We start from the raw sequence: 25,230 nt of genomic DNA on the forward strand, positions 1-25,230 counted from the left end.
GGATTCTTTTTTTCCTGTGAAGAGCCCAAATATCCAAAAGGCATGTCACCTGAGGAATCGATGAAAACCTTTGAGTTGGACGATCGGTTTGAGGTCCAATTGTTTGCGGCCGAACCGGTCGTAAAAGATCCCGTGTCGATGATTTTTGATGAGAAGGGTGACATCTACGTGGTGGAGATGCCGGATTATCCTTTTCCTCCGGAAGATGGATCGGGCAATGGAGTGATCAAAAAACTTCTGGATACAAATGGAGATGGTGTGATGGATGATTTTACCATTTTTGCAGATCAGATTCTGGATGCGACGAGTATTTTGCCTTGGAAGGATGGTATGTTGGTTACCGCAGCGCCTCATATTTGGTACATGAAAGATACGAACGGCGATGGAAAGGCAGACCAGCGTGAAAAGGTCTTTTCCGGATTTTTTCAGGATAATCAGGAGGCTCAGATAACCAATCTTCGATTTAATGTGGACAATTGGATCTATGCTTCCAATCATGGCCAACATGGTGAGGTTCAGTTTGATATGAACCCCGGAGCGGAGCCCTTGTCCGTGAGCGGTGCTGATTTTCGGTTCCGTCTGGACACGAAAGAGTTTGAACCAGAGACAGCGCCGGGTCAATTTGGGCACACCTTTGATAATTTTGGTCGTCGTTTTGTGACGCAGAACACCATTCATATTCGGGAAATGGTCATGCCCTGGCGCTACCTTCACCGACATCCTTATATGCCTTCCACCAGTGCCATGACAAATATTTCAGATCACGATTTGCGAATGTATCAGCTGACAGAAGCCCCCTACTGGCGTAAGGAACGAAGTGCACGCCGCCAGAAGAAATATGACGAGCAAGGTCTGGATCGGATAGAACATGTCGATAATCATTTTACCGGTGCTTCCGGTGGAACTTTTTACGGTGGAGATCTTTTCCCGGAAGAGTTTAACCAGTCCTTGTTTACAGGAGAGGTTGCCGGTGGGTTGGTTCATCAAGACGTCCTGGTGACCAAGCCGGGGCAGGTGGTTTATACCGCTCAGCGCGCTGAAAACGAACAGGATAGAGAGTTTTTGGCGTCGACAGATATGTGGTTCCGCCCGACAAATTTCACCGTGGGACCTGATGGAGCATTGTATCTGGTGGATTATTACCGACAGCACATTGAGACCCCGTTGTCTATTCCCGAAGACTTAAAAGAGGAAATGGATTTTCTGGAGGGTGACGACAAAGGGCGCATATACCGCATCGTACCCAAAGGTACGCCACCGCTCAATGTAAACGAAGTTCAGAAATCCCCGACCACCGAAGATTATCTGGAATGGTTAACCAGCCCCAACAAATGGCATCGTACGCAGGCTCAGCGTGTGTTGCTGCAAACCGGCGATGACAGTATTCTACCACAACTGGAAGCTATTTTTACCAATACATCAAATTCGGCCGTCCGGTTGCAGACCATGTACCTGATCGACGGACTGGGCGGGCTGACCGGGGAACATGTGAGACTGGCGCTCAAAGATCCGGAATCGGGCGTACGTGAGCACGCATTGCGATTGGCCGAGCAATTTCCCGATTTGTTGCCAGATGTGATTGCACTAAAGGATGATCCTTCTGCCCGCGCTGTAATGCAAACGGCCCTGAGCCTGGGCAACTTTGCTTCCAATGAAGTGATTCCAGCGCTGGCTGAGATCGTCGTCGGAAACTATCAAAATCATTGGATGCGAATGGCCGTACTGAGTTCGGATCATGGGTCTTCCATGGCCTTGCTGAATTACCTGGATCAGCAAACGGACTTTTTTCAATCCTGGGATAAGAACAAAGAAAAATTCCTCTATGACTTTACCTACATCACAGCAGCACGGAACGAGGACCCTGCCTTGGTTGCTCTGGTGAGTGAATTTGACCGGCTGCCTGCCGAAAGTCAGACCTCGGTGTGGAAAGCAGTCGCTGCCGGGTTGAAGCGATCCAAAGCCACCTTATCGGATAACGCCAAGAAAAAAATTAATCAAATTATTGCCTCCGGATCGTCTTCTGCCAAAGATGCACTTTCAGAGGTATTGTAAGTGATTTTTCAATCAAACCATGAGCTTATGAGCAAGGATATGAAAAGACGAAAATTTATCGAAAATACGCTGCGACTGGGATCGGGGTTGGTATTGGCTCCCATTCTGCTTCAAGGCTGTCAGTCCGGTTCGGAAAAATCCGCCGGTAAGGAAGATGCCGACAATTCACTGGAGGTGACCTCTTGCGACGATTTATCAAAAACGCCCGAAGCAGAGATAAAGAAGCGGGAAGGATTTGGATATGTAGAAGAATCACCGATGCCTGATAAAAATTGTGCGAACTGTAACCTTTATCTGCCCCCGAAAGAAGGTCAGGCATGTGGCGGCTGTGCGCTGTTCAAGGGACCAGTTTTCGAAGAGGCATACTGCACGTATTGGGCACCGATTGTATAACGACCACAAACCATCATTATGAGAAATACTGTTCTTCATCTGCTTGTCTTCCTTCTCCTTGCCTGGATTAATCCAGCTTTTAGCCTGGATGCCAATTTTGAATGGAAGGCCGGGGTGGCTAAAATGGACATCACTCCAAACCATCCGCTTTGGTTAGCCGGGTATGGTGGTCGTACTGCGCCATCGGAGGGCACACTCCATCCTATTTGGGTAAAAGCGCTGGCTATGGAGGATGCCCAGGGAGAGCAATCTGTCTTGATCACATCCGATTTGCTGGGATGGCCAAAAGCATTGTCTGATGATATTCGTGCGGCGGTTCAAAGAAAGTATGGACTGTCCAAAGCACAGATTATACTCAATAGTTCACACACCCATACCGGTCCGGTCCTGCAGGATGCTTTGTTTGATATTTATCCCCTCGATGATGCGGAGCGTGAGAAGATCAAAAAATATTCTGCCGGATTGAGTGATCGGGTGGTTGATCTGATTGGTCAGTCACTGGCTGATATGGAGTCCGTCCGGATCTACGCAGAAAACGGGGTCGCCCGATTTCAGGTCAATCGCCGGAACAACGAGGAATCGACCCAGGCTCGTATTACGGATCTCAACGGTCCCAACGATTATGCGGTTCCGGTGATTAAGGTCGAAAAATCAGATCAGAGTCTGATGGCTGTCGTATTTGGGTATGCCTGTCATCCGACGGTACTTGGTATCAATCAATGGTCGGGGGACTATCCGGGATTTGCCCAGCTGGAGCTGGAAAAAGACCACCCGGGTATGCAAGCCATGTTTTTTCAGGGAGCAGGTGCAGATCAAAACCCCATTCCCCGGCGGACGATTCCTTTGGCCCGCCAGTATGGAAGAACTTTAGCCGCAGCCGTGGATCGGGTGCTGGAAGAAGACATGAAACCATTGGCTTCTTCACTAAAAACGGCGTATACTGAGGTGTCGCTTGATCTCAATATGCCGCCTTCGATCGAGGAGCTCACCCATCATTGTGAGGTGTCTTCCAGTTATCAAAAACGGTGGGGTGAGCGGATGTTGAAGGATGCTCAGGACGGAAAGGAATTTCGAACATCCTATCCCTATCCTTTGCAGGTATGGGAAATGGGTGATCAACGGATTTTTGCGCTGGGGGGAGAGCTTTTGGTTGGGTATGCAATTCAGTTGAAAGAGATTTTTGGGTACGATTCGTTTGTCATGGGATACTCCAACGATGTGATGAGTTACATTCCTACCGCGCGGGTACTCCACGAGGGCGGGTACGAAGGCGCTTCAGCCCAGGTGGTATACGGGTTGCCGGCCAAGTGGTCTTTCAACATTGAATCTACGATCATTCATGGAATGGTGGAGTTGGCGAAAACGATCGGGGTGCAGTCCCCGCAAAGTAAATTGATTGGACAATAAGTGGATGAATGAATCAAATGACAAAAAGGTTAACGGCCCGACGCTTCTATTCGGGATTTTCACTCGCGCATGATACGTACAATGCCTTATCGGTAGGCAGTGATGGAAAAGTATATTATGTGCTCTCCTCTGAGGACATCGAAATAGGTGGACATGTATATGCTTTTGACCCCAGAACGGAATCAACACATCTGATCGGAGATTTGACCACGCTGTGCGGTGAAAAAGGAATCAAAACCATCGGCCAGGGCAAAAGCCATGTGGAATTCTATGAGATGAATGGCCGTTTGTATTTTGCCACTCATGTGGGAATCTACGAATTGATCGATGGGATGGACCGGATGTATGAAAACCCGCCGGATGGATATGGTCTGTACCGGGGGGGACATATCTTATCCTATGATATGAAGTCCGGTGAAACAGAAGATCTGGCCTTGGTGCCGCATGGGGAAGGGATGGTAGCTATGACGATGGATACGGATCGCGGGCAAATATACGGGTTGACCTGGCCGACGGGGCATTTTATCCATTACGATGTGAAGAAAGATCTTATGACAGATCTGGGGCCAGTCGCTGAACGTGGGGAAGCAGGAACCCCAGGCAATGATTTTCGGGTGTTGTGCCGATCTCTGGTGGTTGATCCTAGAAGTGGAACCGTTTACTTTACCAATTCGGAAGGGGAAATTCTCTATTATAAACCCCATTTTGGGCAGATCGATGTTATGGAAAATTCGAAACTCCACCTTGACTATTTTGGAGCTTTTGACCCCACACGGCCAGGGACCATGGCGTATCATTGGCGAAAAGCGTTTTGGTATGAAAAGGAGAATGTAATTATCGGCGTGCATGGAAATTCCGGGTATTTATTTCGCTTTTCACCAGATACGGATCAGGTTGAACTGATCGATCGCATCACCTCAGAACCGTCCCGGAAAAGCGGACGGTCTGATCAGTTTAGCTATGGATACCTCGGTTTTGCACTGGGCCCGGATGGTGAAACGGTGTATTATCTCACAGGAGGGCCTGTTTTTGAGAATGGGAAGCGGGTAGAAGGAGTGGAAGATATTGCGAAGGGTGCCGCAAAAGGACTGGAGAACTTACATCTGGTGACGTATCATCTGCCCTCCAATAATTATATCGATCATGGCCCTGTATTTTACGGCGACGGATCCCGGCCGACTTACGTGAATTCCATCGCTGTGGATAAAGACAACGTATATTTCCTGGGGCGTATGATGGTTGAAGGTCGGGAAATTCAAGATCTTGCCTGGATTAAAAATCCCATCCAACACAGTGATCCGACATTGGATTAATTGTCCACGTCAAATTAAGTCTGGGAGAGATGTCTGGTCACTTCTGAGTGACATTGGAGTATGCATGTGGTACTTTTAAATTTTTTGCAAGTCTAAAAATTTGAAGGATGAAGTTTTGTTATTTCGGCAGATCCTGTCATCTTACAGCAATAACCAATTTGACCGGGATCGATCAATGACAACCAAATTTCCGCTTTTTGTTATTTTATATATTCTGCTTTCGGTGGGTCACTGGTTGCATGGTCAGGACAGAACAGATGTCCGGTTAGCCTATTTTGAAACGGACGTTACGCCAGCCGTTGGTGATCCATTGGCGTTTGGTACAGCCCAAATGGTTCGTGATTCGTTGTCTGCACGTGGTATTGTGTTGGTGTTTGATGAGAAACCGGTGGTTCTCTTAGCGGTGGATTGGATTGGTATTGCCAATGAAGGTATGGATGTGTTCCGAAGTCAGCTGGCAGCAGCTGTACAATCAACCGAAGACCGGGTCAGTGTCCATGCCTTGCATCAGCATGACGCAGTGCGTTGTGATTTTTTGACACCAAAGATAATGAATGACTATGGTGATTCTGAGCTATACTATGATACCTCTTTTTTGCATACTGCCATTCAAAGAATAGCGCTCAGTGCCAAGGAAGCGATGCAGGAACTGCGGACAGTCACGGACATAGGATATGGTCAGGCCCAGGTCCATAGAGTGGCGTCCAATCGACGGGTGCTGGATCACCATGGGGATGTGAAGGCCATGCGGTGGAGTTATACGGAAGATTTTTTGCTGCGACATGAGGGGCAGGGGCAGATTGATCCATGGCTCAGGATGGTCACGTTTTATGAAGAGGAAGAGCCCCTGGTTGGGCTGTCATATTATGCGGTCCATCCGGTCACTGCGTTTGGTGACGGGATCGTGTCCGCGGAATTTGTGGGTATAGCCCGTCAGTTTCAGGAAAAGAAAAGGGGGTACCCACAGATCTATTTTACAGGGGCCGCTGGAAACATTGGCGTGGGAAAATACAATGATGGATCGGACAAAATACGTTTTACGCTGGCTACCAGAATCTCCATGGCTATGGATGAAGCTTTGAGGACGACCCGGCGAAAACCCATACGGCGTTCTCAGATAAGCTGGAAAACAGAAAGTGTCTATCTCCCATTGGCTGATTATATGAACAGGGATAGTCTGGAAATGGTTCTGACGGGAAAGACGCCCGATCCGGAGTTGCCTTATTTGCGAGCGATTGGGAGTCTGGCCTGGTGGATTCGAGTCCACAAAGAGCCGTATGTCCGGGTTTCAGCTCTGCGGTTGGGCGATGTACAGCTTTTAAGTCTACCCGGAGAACCTTTCGTGGAGTTTCAGCTGGCAGCACAGCGATTCTTTCCCGATCAAAATATTTGCACAGCAGCATATGAAGAGTATGGCATGGGGTATATCGGTACGAAAGAAGCCTATTCCCAGGGCGGATATGAGACTTCCAAAATGGCCTCGACGCTGGCTCCGGAATCGGCTGATGCGTTAATGAAAGCGATAAATGAGGTGCTAACAAGAAATGATTGATGCTCATTCCCCCATTCTTCATAGGTTTCTGAAGTCCAGCCTTTTTCCTTTTCCAGGTTTTCCATTTCTGTGTCAATTTTTCTGGCAAGAACTTTTACTACAGCCCCTTTCACTTCATTTTCATCAGTACCAATATTTCCGCAGTGGGATCCATTAGGTCAAGTACTCTTTTGCCATATCTCTGTTGTGAGATTGATTTTTTCCTCCATGATCCGGTACCGGTCTGAGAAGTACATATGGTGCATAAATGCATTGTCATAGCTACATTGGATCCGCCAGGCAATTTTAAAGACCTGGTCGTCTTCCAAACTATTTAATATATAACGTATTAATGCGGTCATCCCGTTTCTCATTTGATCGTAAAATAAATTTGTTTGTATATTGAGCAGATGAATTCTTTGGCCAAGTCCGTTTACTGCTTAATACTAAAAAACGATGATGCCCCATTTAAGATTTGCTTTTTTTCTACTTGGATTCCTGCTGATGACGACCCAGCCGGCTTCCGCTCAGTCTGTCACTAAATCTGAATCAGCTGATTCCAGTTTTTATATCTACCTCGTCATGGGCCAGTCCAATATGGCTGGTCGTGGAAAGGTCGACGGGAGGTATGCCCGGATGAAACATCGCCGGGTATTTATGATGGATAAAAACCAGGAGTGGGTGAAGGCTTCACATCCCGTTCATTTTGATAAACCCCGGGTGGTGGGCGTGGGACCTGCTTTATCCTTTGGGATGGAAATGGCAAAAACACATAAAAGAAAGAAAATCGGATTGGTCCCCTGTGCGGTCGGCGGAACATCTATACAGCACTGGAAGCCCGGTGCTTACGATGATCGCACCGACACCCATCCCTGGGATGATGCGGTAGTTCGGATCAAAGAAGCGATGGCGGATGGTGTCATCAAGGGGGTGATCTGGCATCAGGGTGAGTCCGATTCAGCACCGGAAAAGGCGGCGCGCTATTTCAATGATCTGGAAGATTTGATTCAGCGCATCCGTGCGCTTGTGGGCGATCCGGATCTGCCATTTGTGGCCGGGGAACTGGGTCGGTACAAAGATCAGTATCAAAATATTAATAAGGTCCTGGAACAACTATCGGGAAGGGTATCGGGGACAGCCGTGGCTTCATCGCTCGGGTTGACCCCGATGGAAGATGGGGTGCATTTTGATTCCAAGTCTGCGAATTTGTTGGGAAGACGAATGGCAGAACGAATGAAAATTATCGAAGCGACAATGGTGAAGTAGTAGTTGAACCGGTATCACACGTTATCAATAATAATTTTCCATTATTTCCTCAGGAGATTCAAAAAAATTTGTGTAAATTCGGTAACGTTACCGAGTGATTACCTTATAAAAACAACAATATGCATAAAGAAAAACGACGTAAGTTCCTCAAAACGATGGGGTTAACCACAGCAGCTCTGGGAGCTGCACCTTATATTCTGCGCAGTCAAAATTCAATAAAAGCAGCCCCGGGGAAGCGGGTCGGGATTATTGGCCTGGATACTTCACACAGCATTGCCTTTACCAAAGCGATGAACGTACAGAACCACGCCGATTTATTGGGTTACAAGGTGGTCGCTGCCTATCCCCACGGGAGTAAAGACATCGAATCCAGCGTCAAACGCATTCCCGGATATATAAAGGACGTCCAGGAAATGGGTGTTGAGGTGGTCGACAGCATTGATGCTATGCTTGAAAAAGTAGATGTGGTCCTTCTTGAGACCAATGATGGTCGACGGCACCTGGAGCAAGTGTTGCCGGTACTCAAAGCCGGAAAACGAGTTTTTGTGGACAAACCGGTGGCAGCTTCACTGGAAGATACATTGAAAATATATGCCGCCTCCAAAGAATATGGAATTCCTATTTTTTCCGCATCATCGCTGCGATACATTAAAGGCGCCAAAGAGGTTGCAGAGGGTAAAGTAGGACGGGTACTGGGTGCCAACACCTGGAGTCCGGCGAAGATCGAAAAAACGCATCCGGATATGTACTGGTACGGTGTGCATGGGGTGGAAACATTATTTACAGTCATGGGAACCGGTTGTCAGGAAGTATCCCGGGTTCACACCGAAGGTTGTGACGTGATCACCGGTGTGTGGGACGACGGCCGTGTAGGGGTTTTCAGAGGACAACGCGCCGGAAAACCTGGCTATGGGGGCCATGTTTTTGGAGAAAAGGGAGGACTCAATCTGGGACCTTACCAGGGATATTTGCCCTTGTTGGTCGATGTAGCTCATTACTTTGACACGGGCGAAGTGCCGGTGACACCAGAAGAGACCATCGAGATTTTTGCATTTATGTCAGCGGCTGATGTCAGTAAGAAAAAGAAAGGAAAGTCAGTTCGATTGGATAAAGTACTTAAAAAGGCAGGCGCATAATGAAATACCTAAAAAGAAATACTACGATGATGACAAAGATTCTTCGTTTTGGTTTGCTGGCTATGACCGGCACAATTCTGACAATTGTGATGTCGTGTTCTTCGAACCCAGAGCAGAATGATGACGCAAAGGAAACCGATCAGGCCGGTGACACGGAAGAATGGATCGATTTGTTTGACGGAAAGTCCTTTGAGGGCTGGCGTACATTGGGGAGTGACTCGGTGTTTACGGCATTTTGGAAAATTGAAGATGGTGTATTGAAAAAGATTGATCGGGGATCCGTGCCCGCCCGGGCCGACGGACAACCTCAGCAAGGCGGAGACCTCATGACCATCGATGCCTATGATAATTATGAATTGTCTTGGGAGTGGGCTTTGTTTGCTGATGGCAACAGTGGTTTGAAGTACAATGTATCCGAAGAAATGTCCATGAAAAGCGGGTCGGAGCATTCAGCTTTGGGATTTGAATACCAGATGTTGGATGATTCTTCGGATGAATATGGGGATCTCAAACCTTCGCAGTTTTCCGGTTCGTTGTATGATTTATTACCGGCAGAAAATGTTCAACTCAAACCATTCGGAGAGTTTAACCAAAGCCGGCTTCGGGTGGACGGAAACCAGGTGACGCATTGGCTCAACGACCAAAAGGTGTTGTCCTATTCTTTTGACTCTCCGGAGCTCAAGTCGGCTTATGAAAACAGTAAGTTTGCTGAGATACCCGGCTTTATTGACAAACGCAAAGGACATATCGTCCTTCAGGATCACATTACCGAAGCGTGGTTTCGCAATATAAAATTGAAAGAATTGTAAAATATTATTTATCGCTGTGATAACTCATGACTCATGAAACATAAAAGACGAGACTTTTTAAAATTGACCAGTCTGGCTAGTGCTGGATTCGTGGGAACCTCTTTTTTGACGGGATGCAGTAATCCCGACAGTCAGGCAGGAAAACAGGATGATATAGTCAAATTGGCCAGCCGGGAACGTGCTCAGAAATTCAATATGTCCGGGTATGGCGCTGAGCCTATTCCTACCGTACGGATTGGTTTTGTGGGGCTGGGGAATCGGGGCCCTGGTGCGGTCCGGAGAATGAGTTATTTGGAGGGTGTAGAGATTAAAGCATTGTGCGATATCCGTCCGGAGAAAGCCGAGGCCGCGGCTAAAATATTGGAGGGGACGACTCATCAGCCTGAGCTATATACTGCCGGGGAAGATGATTGGAAAAACATGTGTGACCGGGACGACATTGATTTGATTTATATCGCTACACCCTGGAGTTTACACACACCGATGGCCGTCTATGCGATGGAGCAAGGAAAGCATGCTGCGACTGAAGTTCCGGCAGCGACCACGCTGGAAGAGTGCTGGCAATTGGTCGAAACCTCTGAAAAGACCCGGAAGCATTGTGTGATTCTTGAGAATTGCTGCTATGACTTTTTCGAGCTCTTGACGTTGAACATGGCCCGTCAAGGATTTTTTGGGGAAGTGATGCATGGGGAAGGAGCCTATATCCATGATATACTGGAAGGTAGTTTTTCAAAAAGTAAAAATTACAACAACTGGCGATTGCGGCAGAACATGCATCGAAATGGAAATTTGTACCCCACCCATGGGTTGGGGCCTGTTTGCCAGATCATGAATATCAACCGGGGGGACCGGATGGATTATTTGACCTCCACTTCGACCTCCGATTTTATGATGGGGAAAATGGCGGATTCGCTGGCTGAGAATGATGACTATTACAAAGAGTTTGCCGGTCAGGACTTTCGCGGTAATCTCAATACATCGGTCGTCAAAACCGAACATGGAAAGACGATCATGATCCAACACGATACATCCTCACCACGCCCCTATTCGCGCATACATCTGATCAGTGGTACGAAAGGGGTGGCCCGCAAATACCCATTGCCCGGGAAGATCGCAAACAGCCACAAAGGATGGTTTTCGGAGGAAGAGATGAAGGCCGCCGAAGAAAAATATACGCCTGAGATGGTCACTTTACTGGGCGATATGGCTCGGAAAGCCGGTGGTCATGGTGGAATGGATTTTTTGATGGATTGGCGCTTGATCGACTGTCTGAGAAATGGTTTGCCGATGGATCATGATGTGTATGATGCCGCCTTGTGGAGTTCGATTTTTCCACTCAGCGAGTGGTCTACGGCCAATCGATCGGCAACGATTGATGTGCCGGACTTTACGGGAGGATCCTGGAAAAGAAACAATCCGGTGGATATCTCGTTGAAAAATGGAGTATCGACGAAGATCGCTATCCCCGGATAATCGGAAATGAAAAGTAAAAAACAAAAATTATTATTTGATAAACATAGTATTATGAATACCGAAAATAAGACAAGAAGAAAATTTATTAAAAATACGATCGCAGGTACTGCTGCGCTATCCATGGGTGGCGTGTTATCTGGGTTTTCACCTAAATCCTATAGAAATATCGTGGGTGCCAACGAGCAGTTTCGAGTGGGTGTCATGGGTGTGAACAGCCGTGGTCTGGCTTTGGCCAAGAACTTCGCACTGCAGCCCAATGCTGAGGTGGTGTACATCTCCGATGTCGACAGCCGCGCACAGGCCAAATGCATAGATGCTGTTGGTAAAATCCAAAACGCCAAACCAAAAGGGATGGCTGATTTTCGAAATGCCCTGGAGCAAAAGGACATGGATATCATGGTGATAGCGACCCCGGATCATTGGCATGCTCCTGCTGCTATGATGGCATCAGAAGCCGGAAAACACGTGTACCTCGAGAAACCGGCCAGCCACAATCCACAGGAAGGTGAATGGCTGGTTGAGACCCAGAAAAAGTACGGAAATGTGATTCAAATGGGGAATCAGCGTAGATCCTGGCCCAATGTGAAGGAAGCAATTCAGGTCGTGCATGACGGGGAAATTGGGAATGTGTATTTTGCCAAAGGATGGTACACAAATAACCGAGGTCCCATTGGGAAGGGGAAGGAAGTTCCGGTGCCGGATTGGTTGGATTATGAACTATGGCAAGGTCCCGCTCCAAGAGAGGCCTATCGTGACAATCTGATTCATTATAACTGGCATTGGTTCTGGAACTGGGGAACCGGTGAAGCATTGAATAACGGGACCCACATGGTTGATCTCATGCGTTGGGGACTGCAAGAAAAATACCCCACTGTGGTGAACTCAGTCGGTGGCCGATATCGGTACGATGATGACTGGGAAACACCGGACACGCAGGTGATAAACTATGAATTTGGTAACCGGAGTTCCATGACCTGGGAAGGACGGAGCTGCAATGGCCGACACATCGAAGGATCCAGTGTAGGTGTTATGTTTTACGGAGATGAAGGTTCCATCATGATTGGCGGCGGAAATGCTTACAAGATTTATGATCTTAAGAATAACCTCGTTAAGGATGTAAAGAACGACGTAAAAATTGATCCGCGCAACAAAGCCAACCCATCACAGGTGCTCGACGGCATGCATTTTCAAAATTTCTTTGAAGGCATCCAGTCCGGAGCCTCGCTGAATGCCGGAATTGAAAGTGGTCATATCAGTACGCTCTTGTGTCAGTTAGGAAACATCTCGGTGCGAACCCAAAGCACGCTCCACACTGATCCTTCGAATGGACACATCAAAGGCAATAAGAAAGCCCGGAAGTTGTGGTCACGAAAATATGAAAAGGGATGGAAGCCCAAAGTTTAATTTGTAAATAAATAAAGGAATTAATTAATAACATGGAGATTAAAATAACAGATAATCCCGTTCAGTTGGGATCGGAAGCTGGGGCACATGGTGCTCAGATTATCAAGGATAACATCGAACAAAAGGGGGTGGCTAATATAATAATGGCCACGGGAACCAGCCAATTTGAAACCTTGAAGACGCTGATTGAAGATAAGGATATTGACTGGTCCAAAGTAGTGATGTTTCATTTGGATGAATACATTGGGTTGCCCATTACCCACAAAGCAAGTTTTCGAAAATATCTGAAAGAACGGTTCTTGAGTCAGGTGCCTGACTTGCAAGCCTATTATTTGATCGATGGTGAAAAAGATCCACAGGAAGAGTGTGATCGTTTGAATAAGTTGATCAAGCAGCACCCCATTGATGTGGCGTTTGTCGGTATTGGTGAGAATGGCCATCTGGCGTTCAATGATCCTCCGGCCGATTTTGAGACCACAGATCCCTACATCGTAGTTGAGTTGGATGCGGCATGTCGTGCGCAGCAAATGGGTGAAGGCTGGTTCCCAAGCATTGAAGATGTGCCCGAACGAGCGATATCTATGTCTGTGCATCAGATTATGACCAGCGATGTGATCATAAGCAGTGTGCCGGATGAACGAAAAGCTGAAGCAGTGGTTAACGCATTGACTGGTGAAGTTACACCAGATGTGCCTGCGAGTATCTTGCAGAACCACAAAAACTGCACCATGTATCTGGATGAAGACTCTGCTAGTTTGTATAAAAAAGAAGTGAATTAGTTGGGTGGAAGGAGTTTTGAAAACGCCATCCATCAACCCTGTGTAACCGGGGCAGCTAAGAAAAATTTCCCTTCCACCGATGTGGTGGCGTTTTCTGTTTTATGATGATCTAATTAAGTGACCTATCTTATGGACCAATCTACATATATTATCCACAATGGAACTGTATTGACCTCACATCGAATGATTCCCAACGGCGGTATTCTCGTCGTTAACGGGCTTATCGAAGAAGTTTTTGAGGGTGCGGGTTCTTATCCCAAAGATATTCACAAGATCGACGCCGGGGGGCAGTATATTTCGCCCGGATTTATAGATATTCACGTTCATGGCGGTGGAGACAGCGATTTTATGGACGGAACCGTAGAAGATTACCTGACCATTGCAAATACTCATGCATCCTATGGCACCACAGGAATGTATCCGACGACCTTGTCAGGAAAATGGGAAGACTTTATCAATGCACTCGATGTGTATGAAGAGTCCGATGAGCAAAATACAGCCGGTGCTGAATTTTTAGGACTTCATGTCGAAGGGCCTTATCTGGCCATGAGCCAGAAAGGTGCGCAAGATCCCCGGTATATCCGGAATCCGGATCCTGAGGAATATGAATTTATTATTAGAGAGTATCCTTTTGTGAAGCGTTGGAGTATTGCGCCCGAATTACCAGGGGCGATGGAATTCGGAGCCTTTATGCGTAAACACGGTGTTTTACCAGCGATCGCTCATACAGATGCGGTGTATGAAGATGTCGTTCGTGCGCATGAGGTGGGATATACGTTGGCGACCCATTTTTACTCAGCCATGTCTACCGTGACCCGACGAAATGCTTTTCGGTATGCCGGATCCATCGAGGCAACGTATTTGCTTGATGCTATGGATGTAGAAATTATAGGAGATGGCATTCATCTTCCAGCCCCTTTATTACAATATATTCTCAAGGTCAAAGGTACAGATCGGACCGCACTGATTACAGATGCCATGCGGGCAGCTGGAATGCCTGAAGGTCCTAGTGTGCTGGGTACAAAAGGAGATGGCCTGGAGGTGATCGTGGAAGGCGGAGTTGCCAAATTGCTCGACCGCTCCTCCTTTGCAGGGAGTGTCGCTACCATGGACCGAACCGTGCGGACGATTATGAAAAAAGCCAATGTAACCCTGGTCGAAGCGGTGAAGATGGCGAGTTTGGTGCCTGCACGAATCATGAAAATTGATCATCAAAAAGGATCGATTACCCCAAAGAAAGATGCAGATATCATTTTGTTTGACCAGGATATCCGGGTATCTAAGACCATCGTGAAAGGGAAGGTGGTTTATGATGGTTAATGGTCAATAGTTGAAGGTACGTAACTACGCAGCCATCGGAATAATCGCCTCGTTTTGCCCCAACCCTAAAGGGAGACGAGTCTATTTTAATCTTTTCCCTCTTGGGGAAGAACAAAAAAGAGCGAAAATAATTTGTCATTACCAACTGACTGTGTATTTCCGTTGGTACACCTACCGGTTTTGTGATTACCGTCACTACATTTCTAATAATAGCAATATATCTCCATGGAAAGGTTGTGAGAAAGGGGGTACGCACCTTTTAGAGACAACATAAAATGCTCCTAGTCAATGTGTCCTAACGACAGACTTCGTGACGGGAGGAAAACTTCGCTGTTGGTCATTGGACATGGCTGAGGGGTGGGGGAAGTACAACCCTGATAGCCAAGAGATCGATCCGCCTTTACTCTTATTCTCAGATCTTGCCCAAATCAGGCAAGAATTCCTTGATTGAGGTATCCCGATAGTCTTGAAATACCATTTGTATTTGATATTACCGTATAAGATTTTGTAAATATTCAAAAATTGTCGAGGAAAAAAGCGGAGGTATTGCTGGAGTTTCACCGAGTATTTTTGACGAAGAGAATCGAAGAATATTTCGCAATATATGCGGCATTTATGAATTCAAATGGTATAACTCCATACATCTAATTTCATGTGGGATTACTTATTCTGAAATATGAAATCAAAAAAGATAGTACCACTATTCAAAACAATAGTAATATTTTTAGTGGAGAAAATAACGAATATTTGGGGTGTTGCAGTTGCGTAGAGTTGGATGAGCAGATACTCTGGATTCTATGAGATGCACTACAGACATTTTTACCCTAAATCGCTACTATATTTTGAAACTCCGAACGCAGTTTTTATTTAGCATGATTTTCTTATTGACTATCCTTACAGGAAGTCATGCCCAATCCAACGAACCTGACTATCCCGGGTTTTTACATGACGTAGTTCAAAATACCAATGAGTCGTTTTGGGTTCGCGTTCATGCGGCGGAAGCCCTGTTGTCCAATAATTTTCAACTGGAATCTGATGCAGTCTTTGATGAGTTCCTTTCCACGGACGGCGCCGAAAAAATAGGTGCCTACCGGGTGATGGCTCAGAGAAATGCATCAGACAGCCTGTTGGTTGATAGCCTGGGACGTGAGGTGCTTGCCATATTTCATAATTCCGATGTCTTGCACACACGGTTGGTTGCATTGGAGACCTTGGGAAAACTGGGCCTTACGTATCCAGACCCGGAGATTATTGAGATCGCGGGTGCTGAAGAAGGCGGAATAGCGACCATGGCCCAATGGGTTCTGGCCAATTCGGGGTCGGAGGAAGCCATTCACAAATTAGCAGATGATCTTTTTTCATTAGATACGCTGCAGTACCGCTACGGGGCCTATGCATTGCGATTTATAGGACAGGTTCCGGAACGGACCTATGAGAAGATGAAGGAGCGGTATGATTCTATGGAGGAAAACCATCCTTTTCGGGTATATCTGACCAGTGCATTGTGGGTTCATGGGCGACCCGCCGATGCAGAGCAGTGGCTGGAAGACTTGAAAAGCTATAGTCAAGGTGAAAAATATGAGCGATATGAAGTGTATCAGTCCCTGGCAAGCCGGGGCAGGTCAGATCTTTCTGCGTTTATACGCCGCGGTTTTAATGATGACGATACGGATGTGAAAATATCTGCTGCGCAGGCGGCTTTGGCCAATGAGCATTTTGCACAAGACCAGATCGGCTGGCTGGATTGGGTCATTCTGGTATTGTATGCTGTGTTATTGCTGGGGATTGGTTGGGGGTATTCCTTTTACCAGAAGAGTAAAGAAGATTATTTTCTAGGGGGTCGGGAGGCGAATCCTGTAGTGACTGGTGTTTCGATGTACGTCTCCTTTTTCAGTGCCATTTCTTATCTCGCCGTTGCCGGTGAAGTGATCAAATACGGTCCATTGATGGCGTTGACCATTATGTCCGCTGCACCGGTTATATTTATTATTGGCAGCTATTTTATCATTCCGTTTTTTATGAAACTCAAAGTGATCAGCGCTTATGAGATATTGGAAAAGCCACTAGGCGTCGAGGTTCGTAAAATAGCATCCGTTATATTTTTGGTGACCCGGATCGTCTGGATGGCTCTATTGATTTACCTGGCTTCGAAAGCCATGGTCGTTATGATGGGGTGGGATGATCAGGTTATATTCCTTATTACGGTGATCTTGGGACTTATTACGATTGTCTACACGACGATGGGTGGCTTGAAAGCTGTTTTATTGACTGATGTCATCCAATTCATCATTTTGTTACTGGGCGCAGTAATGACGATCGGAATGGTGGCGAATCAGTTTGGGGGCGTGCGGCAGCTGATCCCGACGACATGGGCGGTACATTGGCCACAAATTGACGTGGTTAACTTTAATCCTTACGTCCGATTGACGGTGTTTTTTGCATTTGTCAACGCCGTGAGCTGGTGGGTTTGCACCACGGGGTCGGATCAAATGGCCATTCAACGTTTTATTTCGACCAAGAACCTCAAAGCAGCCCGGACTTCATTTGCAGTGACGCAGGCCGGAAGTATGGTGATGACGCTGCTGCTGTTGTTTGTTGGTTTTTCCGTGATGAAATTTTATGCTGCCAAACCCAACTTGTTGCCAGCTGGAATTGATGTGACTCAGGACGCTGATTTTCTTTTTCCACATTTTATTGCCAATCAATTCCCCATGGGGATGTCGGGACTGGTGATTGCTGCTTTATTTTCGGCTTCCATGTCCAGTTTGTCGTCCGGGATCAACAGTACCAGTTCAGTGTTGGCGATTGATTTGTTTCCCCATATCCTGAATAAAGAAAAAGGTACATTGACCAGTGTTCGGATCAGCAGTGCGGTGGTTGGAGTGTTGGTTGTGCTGATCAGCTTAATAATTCCTTACGTGCCGGGGAATATCATTGAAGTGACCGCTAAGACCAATGGGCTGTTTATTGCTCCGTTGTTCAATTTGTTTTTCATGGCCTTGTTTGTGAAATCCATGAAGCCGTTCAGCGTGGTGATGGGATCCGTTCATGGCCTGTTTGCAGCTTTCACGGTGGCGTTTTGGAACGTGTTGACAGACAATCCGCCCTGGTCTTTTTTGTGGATATTAATCACCTCATTGATTTTTGCGATATCCAGTACATTTATCCTGAATAGTGTGTTTAAGAATGCCAATCGAAGTCAAAAGAAAATATGGGGCATTGTGTCCGTGTTGCCGTGGATAATGCTGTATATATTGATGTAATGCACTGCAATTACTTTGATGAACCGACGAATTAGATTCGGTGTAAGGTTTGGCACCTTATTCTTAGGAGAAAAAATGATCTAAAATTGAATAAATGATGAGAAGAAGTAAGGTTCTTAATAAATTGAGAAGTGGAGGATTTGCGAATTGCTTTAAAGTAAATATTCCCGACCCCCGAGTCGCTGAGATTGTTGCATTATCTGGTTTTGACTGTGTCTGGCTGGATCAGGAGCACATCGGTCAGGACTGGTCTGTGATGGCAGCCAGCATTTGGGCAACTAAGTCCCAGGATGCGGATATCATGGTTCGCATAGCCCGGGGAGGATACAGCGATTACGTACGTCCGCTGGAACTGGATGCCACCGGGATTATGGTCCCGCATGTGATGGGGGTCGACGATGCCCGGAAGGTCATCGAAATGACCCGGTTCCATCCACAGGGACGTCGGGCACTGGATGGAGGAAACAATGACGCGGCCTATACGATGATGGATTTTCATGATTACATCAAAACGGCCAATCGCGAACGTTTTATCGTTCTACAGATTGAAGATCCCGAACCGATGGAAGAAGTTGAAGAAATCGCGGCCCTGGATGGATTTGATGTGTTGTTCTTTGGTCCGGGAGACTTTAGCCAGGGTATTGGCCACCCTGGTGAATGGGATCATCCCCGCATAGTGGATGCTCGAAAGCGAATTGCTGAAGTAGCTCATCAGTATGGTAAATTTGCCGGAACAGTGGGAAGTCCTGCAAATTTGGAGGAGCTTAAAACGATGGGGTATGACTTTGTCAGTGCCGGAGCCGATGTGATTGGACTGGCGCAGTATTGCCGGGAAATTCGAACAGCATTTGGAAGCGATCCGGAGAAAGAATCGAAGGGCGGCTATTTTGAAGGATAAGTAAAATGCAGCGAATCAGAAATACGACATATGAACGTGTCCTAGACAAAAAACCGGAGTTGTGGACCATTAATTGGATATGAAAGTTATGAAGTACCGTAAACTGGGAAATACAGGTTTGAAAGTCTCCGAAATGGCCTTTGGGAGCGTCGGGATAGGATTGCCTTATGCTAATCAACCCATGCCCTCCAAAGCGGATGCTATTCATCTGTTGAGAAAATCGCTGGAGGAAGGAATCAATTTTTATGATACAGCCCGGATGTATGGCACCAGTGAATCAATCATCGGAGCAGCTTTTGCCGGAAAGCGGGATCAGGTGATATTATCTACCAAATCAGTCCACTTTTTGAACGAGGACGGTACTTTGCCTGCGGAAAATGAACTTCGATCGACCATACGTACATCGCTGGAAGAAAGCTTACAGGCGCTCCGAACGGATTATGTGGATGTATTTATGCTCCATCAGGCCAATGAGGAGATCCTACGCAGCGAGGTCGTTCAATCCATTTTTTCAGCACTTCGATCGGAAGGCCTGGTCCGCTTTATCGGTGCTTCAACGTATGAACCCGAAGAGAGTCGGATGTGCATCGAATCGGGGGTGTGGGATGTGATTCAGATGCCCTTGAATTTACTGGATCAACGTCACCTTCAGGCACTTAATCTGGCGGAGCAAAACGGAGTGGGTGTTATTATCCGGTCTGTATTGTTCCGGGGAATGCTGACGGGACGGCCCGTTTCACTGCATCCCGACCTGGAGGAGGTGGAGTCGCATATCGCACAACTTGAGCAATGGAATACTGGACGCTACCCTGATTTGCTGACCCTGGCCGTAAAATATGTGCTGTCCTACCCGGCGGTATCTGCTGCCTTAATTGGAATGGACAGAATGATTCATCTGACAAAAGCACTGGAGGTCGTGCGAGAGAATGAATTGGATGAAGCGGTACGGGGTGAAGTGGAAGCTAGGGCATTTAAAAACCCCGATTTTTTAAACTTAAATCAATGGATCAAAAAAGGATGGCTAAAAAATTAGGTAGTGATCAGGAACTAAAATTGGGAATCATCGGTATGAGTCCCGGGAATGCGCACCCGTATTCCTGGTCTTCGATTATTAACGGGGTGTATGATGGTGCGGAAATAAACCGGATCGGGTATCCGGGTGTCACCGATTATCTGGATAAGTATCGGGATGATTTAGGAATCGATGGAGCAAAGGTGACCCATGTATGGGCGCAAAAAGCAGAGATCACGCAAAGTATAGCCAAGTCTTCGGGGATTGCGCACCAGGTCAATCATTTTACAGACATGATCGGCGAGGTAGATGCAGTTATCCTGGCTCGTGATGACCCGGAACATCACCGGAAGATGGCAGAACCTTTTATTAAAGCGGGCGTACCGATATTTATCGACAAACCGCTGGCTGCTAATCTGGAAGATCTGGAGTATTTTACGCGGGCTGAGGCGGAAGGTAAATGGATCATGTCTTGTTCTTCCATGCGGTACGCTCCGGTCGTAGAGGAATCTCGTAGTAAGATTAAAAACTTGGGAAAAATTCCCCTCGTGACGGCGGTCGGTAAAAAGGACTGGCTGAAATATGGTGTTCATATGCTGGAGGCTGTTTTTTCATTGGTGGATGATCCGATACCCGCTTCTGTGTGGTCTGTCGGAGAACCGGATAAAGCCATTGTCCGGGTGAAATTTAAAAACGGGACCTTGGTTACGGCCCATCTCTTTCAGGATATTGCATCCACATTTCAGGTTACTGTGTTCGGGCAGAATAATTTTATTCATTGCGATTTCAACAACAGCTATACCATGTTCCGGGCAAACCTCGAAGAATTCATTCGGGGCTTGCGGGCAGGAAAATCATTGTTGCCCTATGAGAAAACATATCATGTGGTTCGAGCGGTGATCGCAGGATTGGAAAGCATGGAATCGGGTGAGGAGGTATTTTTGAATTAAAATGAGGGTGCGTGGCCTCATGCACCAAACCTTAAATTTACCAGGCTATGAAACCTGACAGTGTTTGACAGACATAATTTAAGCATTATCGAGTGAATAATACTCGTAATCAATACTTTAAAAGCACTTTAGAAACCTGTCAGGTTTGGCTAGAACCTGAAATAAAAACACAAATCATGAATGTATTAGATATGTTTCGTCTCGATGGTCAGGTGGCCCTGGTCACAGGAGGGGCCGGTATTTTGGGCCAATCCATTGTGACCGGTCTGGCTGAAGCTGGTGCTGAAGTAATTACTGCATCGCGCAGCAGGGCATCTGGAGAAGAATTAGCAAACGAACTGGAAAAAGAAGGATTGACGATTCATGTGATGACCTATGACCAGTCTGATCATGACTCTATCGTCGGACTAAAAAAGCAGATTGCTGACGAGTTTGGTAGATTGGACATTTTCGTCAATAATGCGGTGGCGCGCCCCATGAAATCCTATGATGGTTCCATCGAAGACATGGATTTATCGATGCGGGTCAATGCAACGGGTGCCATCGATATCCTGCGGGAGATGTCGGCCTTGATGGCCGAGGGCTCCGGCGGAAGTATCATCAACATCAGTTCCATGATGGGAATGTTTGGGCCGGATTTGTCCAATTATGAAGGGACGGACATGGGAACTCCACCGCCGGATTATTTTTTCCATAAAGGAGGTATGATCAATCTGACCCGGTATTTTGTGCGGGTGCTGGCCGGGCAGAATATCCGGGTGAACACCGTATCACCGGGCGGAATTTTTACTCACCAGCCGGAACGGTTCCTCGAAAACTATTGTAAAAAGGTACCCCTTGGAAAATTGGCGGATGCCGATGATTTTAAAGGAGTCATTGTTTTGCTGGCTTCCGATGCCGGCGCCTATATCAATGGCGAGAATATACTGGTCGATGGCGGATTGTGGAGCTAACTCCGAATACAGTGGTGCGTGGCACTTTGAGCAGAGCTTGTGGCCAGAGTAAGTGCCCGAACCTAATTGACAAAACATCGATAGTAAATTTTCTATTTAGGGTTGGGGGTGAATTAGAACAACTGGAATTGACGACGTATTTCTACATCGGTTCCCAATCTTCCGATAATCTGTACTAGGTGCCTTATCAATCAACTTCTGCCAAATTTTGACAAGAAATGGACATAAAAAACCACTGCACCCCTGTAGCGGCTCCAAATTCCATGTGGGGCAAGCTGGTTTTAACTGATGAAAGACGGCGAATGAATTCGCTGGTACAGGGGCTTCTGCTCATGTTTATCCGGCAGCTCGCTCCTCTTACAGAATACCATTTGTATTTGATAATGCCGTATAAGATTTTGTAAATATTCAAAGATTGTCGAGGAAAAAACGAAGGTATAGCTGGAGTTACACCGAGTATTTTTGACGAAGAGAATCGAAGAATATTTCGGAATATATGCGGCGATTATGAATTCAAATGGTATAAGTTCTTCGTTTCAATGCAGCACCCGTGAGAAACGAAAAACGCTGATAGATTCCAGGACTGATCTCAAGCCAAAACCACTGCACCCCTCCAGACTCACGAATCAGCTGGCAAACGCAGCGATTCGTGAGTCTGCCAGATGCTTTCATGAGGCAACCTTTTCTCCTTCCCGAACCTGTCGCGGTGATGCAATAAATAAAAACTGGTCCGCTACAATCTCCGTAATGTACTGCATTCCCTTATCTTTGTTTTCATAACTATGGGTTGACAAGCGGCCCTGAATCATGACTTCATCGCCGGTGTGCAATACCTTGGCCATGTTCTCTGCGGTAAAGCCCCAGGCCACCACGCGGAACCAATCTGTGTTTTCAACTTTTTCACCCTGGCTATTGGTGAAATACCGGTTGACGGCCACATTAATATTGGCCACCTTCTTGTCATTGGATGTGGTACGCAATTCTACTTCACCCCCCAATCTTCCGATAATTTGCACTTGGTTTCTTACATTTCTCATAACGTTAGAATTTTAAATATGAAATAATATTCACAAGGTAGATCCGGGACATCCGAATTATCGAAGTTTAAACGATTACTTGCGTTTGTACCCGTTTGTAAACGTTTGAAAACGGTTATTCGGAAGAGGTGGCCTGCTATCGGGCGCTAAATTCGAATGATATACACTTCACTTTTTGTTGAAAAGCAAATTGACGCACAAAACCACTTATTATAAAAATTACGGTAACACAAATGGCGCATCCTTTCGGATAATTTAAAATGGGTTGCTAATCAACCACTCCATATGGGGTGGCATTATGTCTGATGTACCATTCTAAATGAATGGGACCTACTGGGGAGTAACCTTATTGTCCGTATGGGTGTATTTGACCACTTCATTCTCTACCGGTTCCAGCGATTGGAGGTAGTCGTATATGGCACTAAGGTCTGAGTCGGTCATGCCGCCATACTGGATCCACGGCATGATGGTCTGTTCATCGCCCGGATTGACCGCTTCGTGCTGATAGGAAGAGTCTCTGAATTGCTTAAACGCATCTATAAACATTTCCCGGGACCATTTTCCAATGCCGGATTCGTGGGGCGTGAGATTGTGGCTGGTCGCTACGATACCTCCTGGCAAGGGAAAGGCCTGTCCACCCGCTAAATATGTTCCGGTAAACTCGCCCTTTTCCATTTTGGTATGACAATCTCCACAGGAGGCTGCAGTGACCAGGTATTCTCCGTAGGCTATTTTGTCTGATGGATCTGGCCGGTTCGAAAAAGTGGCTTCCTGCGGAAATGTTCGCATGATGATATTCACCGGAAAATCAGCCTGTGATTTTTCCCGAACTACGTCGATGGGTTCCAGGGTCCGGATATAGGCTATCACTGCTTTAATATCTTCTGGATCCATTTTCGCGAAATTGGGCCAGGGCATTACCGGAAATAGGGCTTGGCCATCTTTTGTGACCCCAGTTGTGATCGCACGGAATAATTCACCATCAGTCCAGTCACCCACACCAGATGGGGTGATGTTCGGGCTGATAAAGCGTCCGGGGAATCCCATCTTTTGATCAAATATTTCCCCTCCACTCCCTTCTGTGCCTGGTGCGATCGGACCTGCGAATAAGCTATAGTCCCGTTGTGCATGGCAGTCCATGCACAGCATGACATGATTGGCCAGGTATTCTCCCCGCTCAACCCGTTCCGGAGTTCGTTCGATGGACATTTCCTGGGGCGGAGCTACATTGGGTTTAGTAACCATAATCCACCCGACAAAGGCCAGGGCTAGTAGTAAAATAACCGAAAGGGCATACAGCAGGTATTTGAAGATGCGTTTCATGAGTTTAGGGCTTAAATGTAGTGTTATCAATTGCGGTTTAAATATACTAAATAAAGATTAAAAGAAGCATATTATAAACTAAAAACTGCACAAAAACATTTTAGGTGACATGTGATTATCTAAATGCGGGCGAATTTGTCCTGAATTTGCTAATTAAAATTCATTTAATATACTTAGTGGTATTCATGTAAATATATTCTGCCAGGTGGTCTCTATCCGGTTTATTTATTCATCGTTCAGCTGTCCGAAAAATCGTTCACGTTTATTTTTGAGATAACTGGCCCTGGTTCTGACCAAGGAACGTGGCTAACAACCCCAGATTGGGCAGGTCGATCCACTGCTCGATCCGGTGGATGAACGTGTCGTAATTTTGAAGATACGTGATCTCTTCAGGAATGATGGAGGTAATGGTTTCATCAATTTGAGCATATAAGAATTCAGCTAATTTAGTAGCATCGAAATAGCGGTAATAGTCGATGGTCTCATTGGTGACTTCGACATTGTGATCTTCTGTTTCTTCCCATTCAATATGTGCCAGTAAGGGATGCGAGTAAGATTCCAATGCCAGTTGATAGTCATTGATGTGTCTAAGAATAGCTGTCGATACCGGAAATTCCATGAAAAACATCTGGATAAGGCGAAAAACATCCGCTAAGAGAATATATTATGAAAAATGTCCGATGCTTGTAGTTTCGAAGATGGACTCACAAGAGTACGAATAATGAAGAGGATGTCAACCAAAGGTGTTATACCATTTGGATTCATAATTGCCGCATATATTCCGAAATATTCGAGCCTATGCAGAATTTTGTGTATGAATCATAGGGAATCAATAGTTTCAAAAATGATTTATTTTATTCGATCTTCAAAATAAATGTACAATTGGTTATAAATTTTATTCCAGCCACTTC

The 25,230-nt window shown here is 46.4% G+C and carries 21 protein-coding genes; 17 read left to right on the top strand and 4 right to left on the bottom strand.

The annotated features are described in order from the left end of the window. Positions 1-42: 42 nt before the first annotated feature. From KUV50_RS11130 to KUV50_RS11150, 5 genes are all read left to right on the top strand, one after another. Positions 43-2,052, top strand: coding sequence for a PVC-type heme-binding CxxCH protein (locus KUV50_RS11130; protein ID WP_222580221.1), 2,010 nt, complete (start codon positions 43-45; stop codon positions 2,050-2,052). 27 nt (positions 2,053-2,079) lie between these two features. Further along, on the top strand, positions 2,080-2,445 hold the full coding sequence (locus KUV50_RS11135) for a high-potential iron-sulfur protein (protein WP_222580222.1): 366 nt from the start codon (positions 2,080-2,082) through the stop codon (positions 2,443-2,445). 18 nt (positions 2,446-2,463) lie between these two features. After that, positions 2,464-3,852, top strand: coding sequence for a neutral/alkaline non-lysosomal ceramidase N-terminal domain-containing protein (locus KUV50_RS11140; protein ID WP_222580223.1), 1,389 nt, complete (start codon positions 2,464-2,466; stop codon positions 3,850-3,852). 17 nt (positions 3,853-3,869) lie between these two features. Continuing rightward, positions 3,870-5,165 carry a hypothetical protein gene (locus KUV50_RS11145; protein WP_222580224.1) on the top strand — a complete coding sequence of 432 codons (1,296 nt, stop codon included), beginning with the start codon at positions 3,870-3,872 and terminating at the stop codon, positions 5,163-5,165. Between the two features lie 100 nt (positions 5,166-5,265). After that, positions 5,266-6,717 (top strand): hypothetical protein, encoded by a 1,452-nt coding sequence (locus KUV50_RS11150; protein WP_222580225.1) that lies wholly within the window; start codon positions 5,266-5,268, stop codon positions 6,715-6,717. Positions 6,718-6,875: 158 nt separating this feature from the next. Here the strand turns inward: KUV50_RS11150 and KUV50_RS11155 are convergent, their stop codons facing one another. Beyond that, on the bottom strand, positions 6,876-7,058 hold the full coding sequence (locus KUV50_RS11155; RefSeq protein ID WP_222580226.1) for a hypothetical protein: 183 nt from the start codon (positions 7,056-7,058) through the stop codon (positions 6,876-6,878). Positions 7,059-7,155: 97 nt separating this feature from the next. Here KUV50_RS11155 and KUV50_RS11160 point away from each other — a divergent pair, with 97 nt between their 5' ends. The 12 genes from KUV50_RS11160 (at position 7,156) to KUV50_RS11215 (ending at position 21,959) form a co-directional block, all read left to right on the top strand. Next, on the top strand, positions 7,156-7,962 hold the full coding sequence (locus KUV50_RS11160; protein WP_222580227.1) for a sialate O-acetylesterase: 807 nt from the start codon (positions 7,156-7,158) through the stop codon (positions 7,960-7,962). Positions 7,963-8,081: 119 nt separating this feature from the next. Further along, positions 8,082-9,098 carry a Gfo/Idh/MocA family protein gene (locus KUV50_RS11165; RefSeq protein WP_222580228.1) on the top strand — a complete coding sequence of 339 codons (1,017 nt, stop codon included), beginning with the start codon at positions 8,082-8,084 and terminating at the stop codon, positions 9,096-9,098. Beyond that, complete coding sequence (locus tag KUV50_RS11170; protein WP_222580229.1) at positions 9,098-9,907, top strand: DUF1080 domain-containing protein; 810 nt, start codon at positions 9,098-9,100, stop codon at positions 9,905-9,907. The genes KUV50_RS11165 and KUV50_RS11170 overlap by 1 nt, the downstream gene beginning before the upstream one ends. 33 nt (positions 9,908-9,940) lie before the next feature. Next, complete coding sequence (locus KUV50_RS11175; protein WP_222580230.1) at positions 9,941-11,380, top strand: Gfo/Idh/MocA family protein; 1,440 nt, start codon at positions 9,941-9,943, stop codon at positions 11,378-11,380. Between the two features lie 51 nt (positions 11,381-11,431). After that, the gene (locus KUV50_RS11180; RefSeq protein ID WP_222580231.1) at positions 11,432-12,784 is read left to right on the top strand and encodes a Gfo/Idh/MocA family protein; all 1,353 of its coding nucleotides are present in this window, start codon (positions 11,432-11,434) and stop codon (positions 12,782-12,784) included. Positions 12,785-12,816: 32 nt separating this feature from the next. Further along, positions 12,817-13,563, top strand: a complete 747-nt coding sequence (locus KUV50_RS11185) for a glucosamine-6-phosphate deaminase (RefSeq protein ID WP_222580232.1) — start codon at positions 12,817-12,819, stop codon at positions 13,561-13,563. A 129-nt stretch (positions 13,564-13,692) separates the two neighbouring features. Then, the gene (gene nagA / locus KUV50_RS11190) at positions 13,693-14,883 is read left to right on the top strand and encodes an N-acetylglucosamine-6-phosphate deacetylase (protein ID WP_222580233.1); all 1,191 of its coding nucleotides are present in this window, start codon (positions 13,693-13,695) and stop codon (positions 14,881-14,883) included. Between the two features lie 842 nt (positions 14,884-15,725). After that, positions 15,726-18,146, top strand: coding sequence for a sodium:solute symporter family transporter (locus KUV50_RS11195; protein WP_222580234.1), 2,421 nt, complete (start codon positions 15,726-15,728; stop codon positions 18,144-18,146). A 94-nt stretch (positions 18,147-18,240) separates the two neighbouring features. After that, entirely contained in the window at positions 18,241-19,044 is an 804-nt protein-coding gene (locus tag KUV50_RS11200) for an HpcH/HpaI aldolase family protein (RefSeq protein WP_222580235.1), read from the top strand. Between the two features lie 88 nt (positions 19,045-19,132). Then, positions 19,133-20,077 carry an aldo/keto reductase gene (locus tag KUV50_RS11205; protein WP_222580236.1) on the top strand — a complete coding sequence of 315 codons (945 nt, stop codon included), beginning with the start codon at positions 19,133-19,135 and terminating at the stop codon, positions 20,075-20,077. Further along, positions 20,047-21,006 carry a Gfo/Idh/MocA family protein gene (locus tag KUV50_RS11210; RefSeq protein ID WP_222580237.1) on the top strand — a complete coding sequence of 320 codons (960 nt, stop codon included), beginning with the start codon at positions 20,047-20,049 and terminating at the stop codon, positions 21,004-21,006. The genes KUV50_RS11205 and KUV50_RS11210 overlap by 31 nt, the downstream gene beginning before the upstream one ends. Before the next feature lie 176 nt (positions 21,007-21,182). Beyond that, positions 21,183-21,959, top strand: a complete 777-nt coding sequence (locus KUV50_RS11215; RefSeq protein ID WP_222580238.1) for an SDR family NAD(P)-dependent oxidoreductase — start codon at positions 21,183-21,185, stop codon at positions 21,957-21,959. Between the two features lie 668 nt (positions 21,960-22,627). Here KUV50_RS11215 and KUV50_RS11220 read toward each other — a convergent pair. From KUV50_RS11220 to KUV50_RS11230, 3 genes are all read right to left on the bottom strand, one after another. Continuing rightward, a complete protein-coding gene (locus tag KUV50_RS11220; RefSeq protein WP_222580239.1) occupies positions 22,628-22,996 on the bottom strand; it encodes a single-stranded DNA-binding protein in 369 nt (122 codons plus the stop codon). Positions 22,997-23,326: 330 nt separating this feature from the next. Further along, complete coding sequence (locus KUV50_RS11225) at positions 23,327-24,319, bottom strand: c-type cytochrome (protein WP_222580240.1); 993 nt, start codon at positions 24,317-24,319, stop codon at positions 23,327-23,329. 262 nt (positions 24,320-24,581) lie between these two features. Next, the gene (locus tag KUV50_RS11230) at positions 24,582-24,938 is read right to left on the bottom strand and encodes a hypothetical protein (RefSeq protein ID WP_222580241.1); all 357 of its coding nucleotides are present in this window, start codon (positions 24,936-24,938) and stop codon (positions 24,582-24,584) included. Between the last annotated feature and the right edge of the window lie 292 nt (positions 24,939-25,230).

The sequence above is a fragment of the Membranihabitans marinus genome (genome assembly GCF_019802045.1).
GTDB classification, from domain to species: Bacteria; Bacteroidota; Bacteroidia; order Chitinophagales; family Saprospiraceae; genus Membranihabitans; species Membranihabitans marinus_A.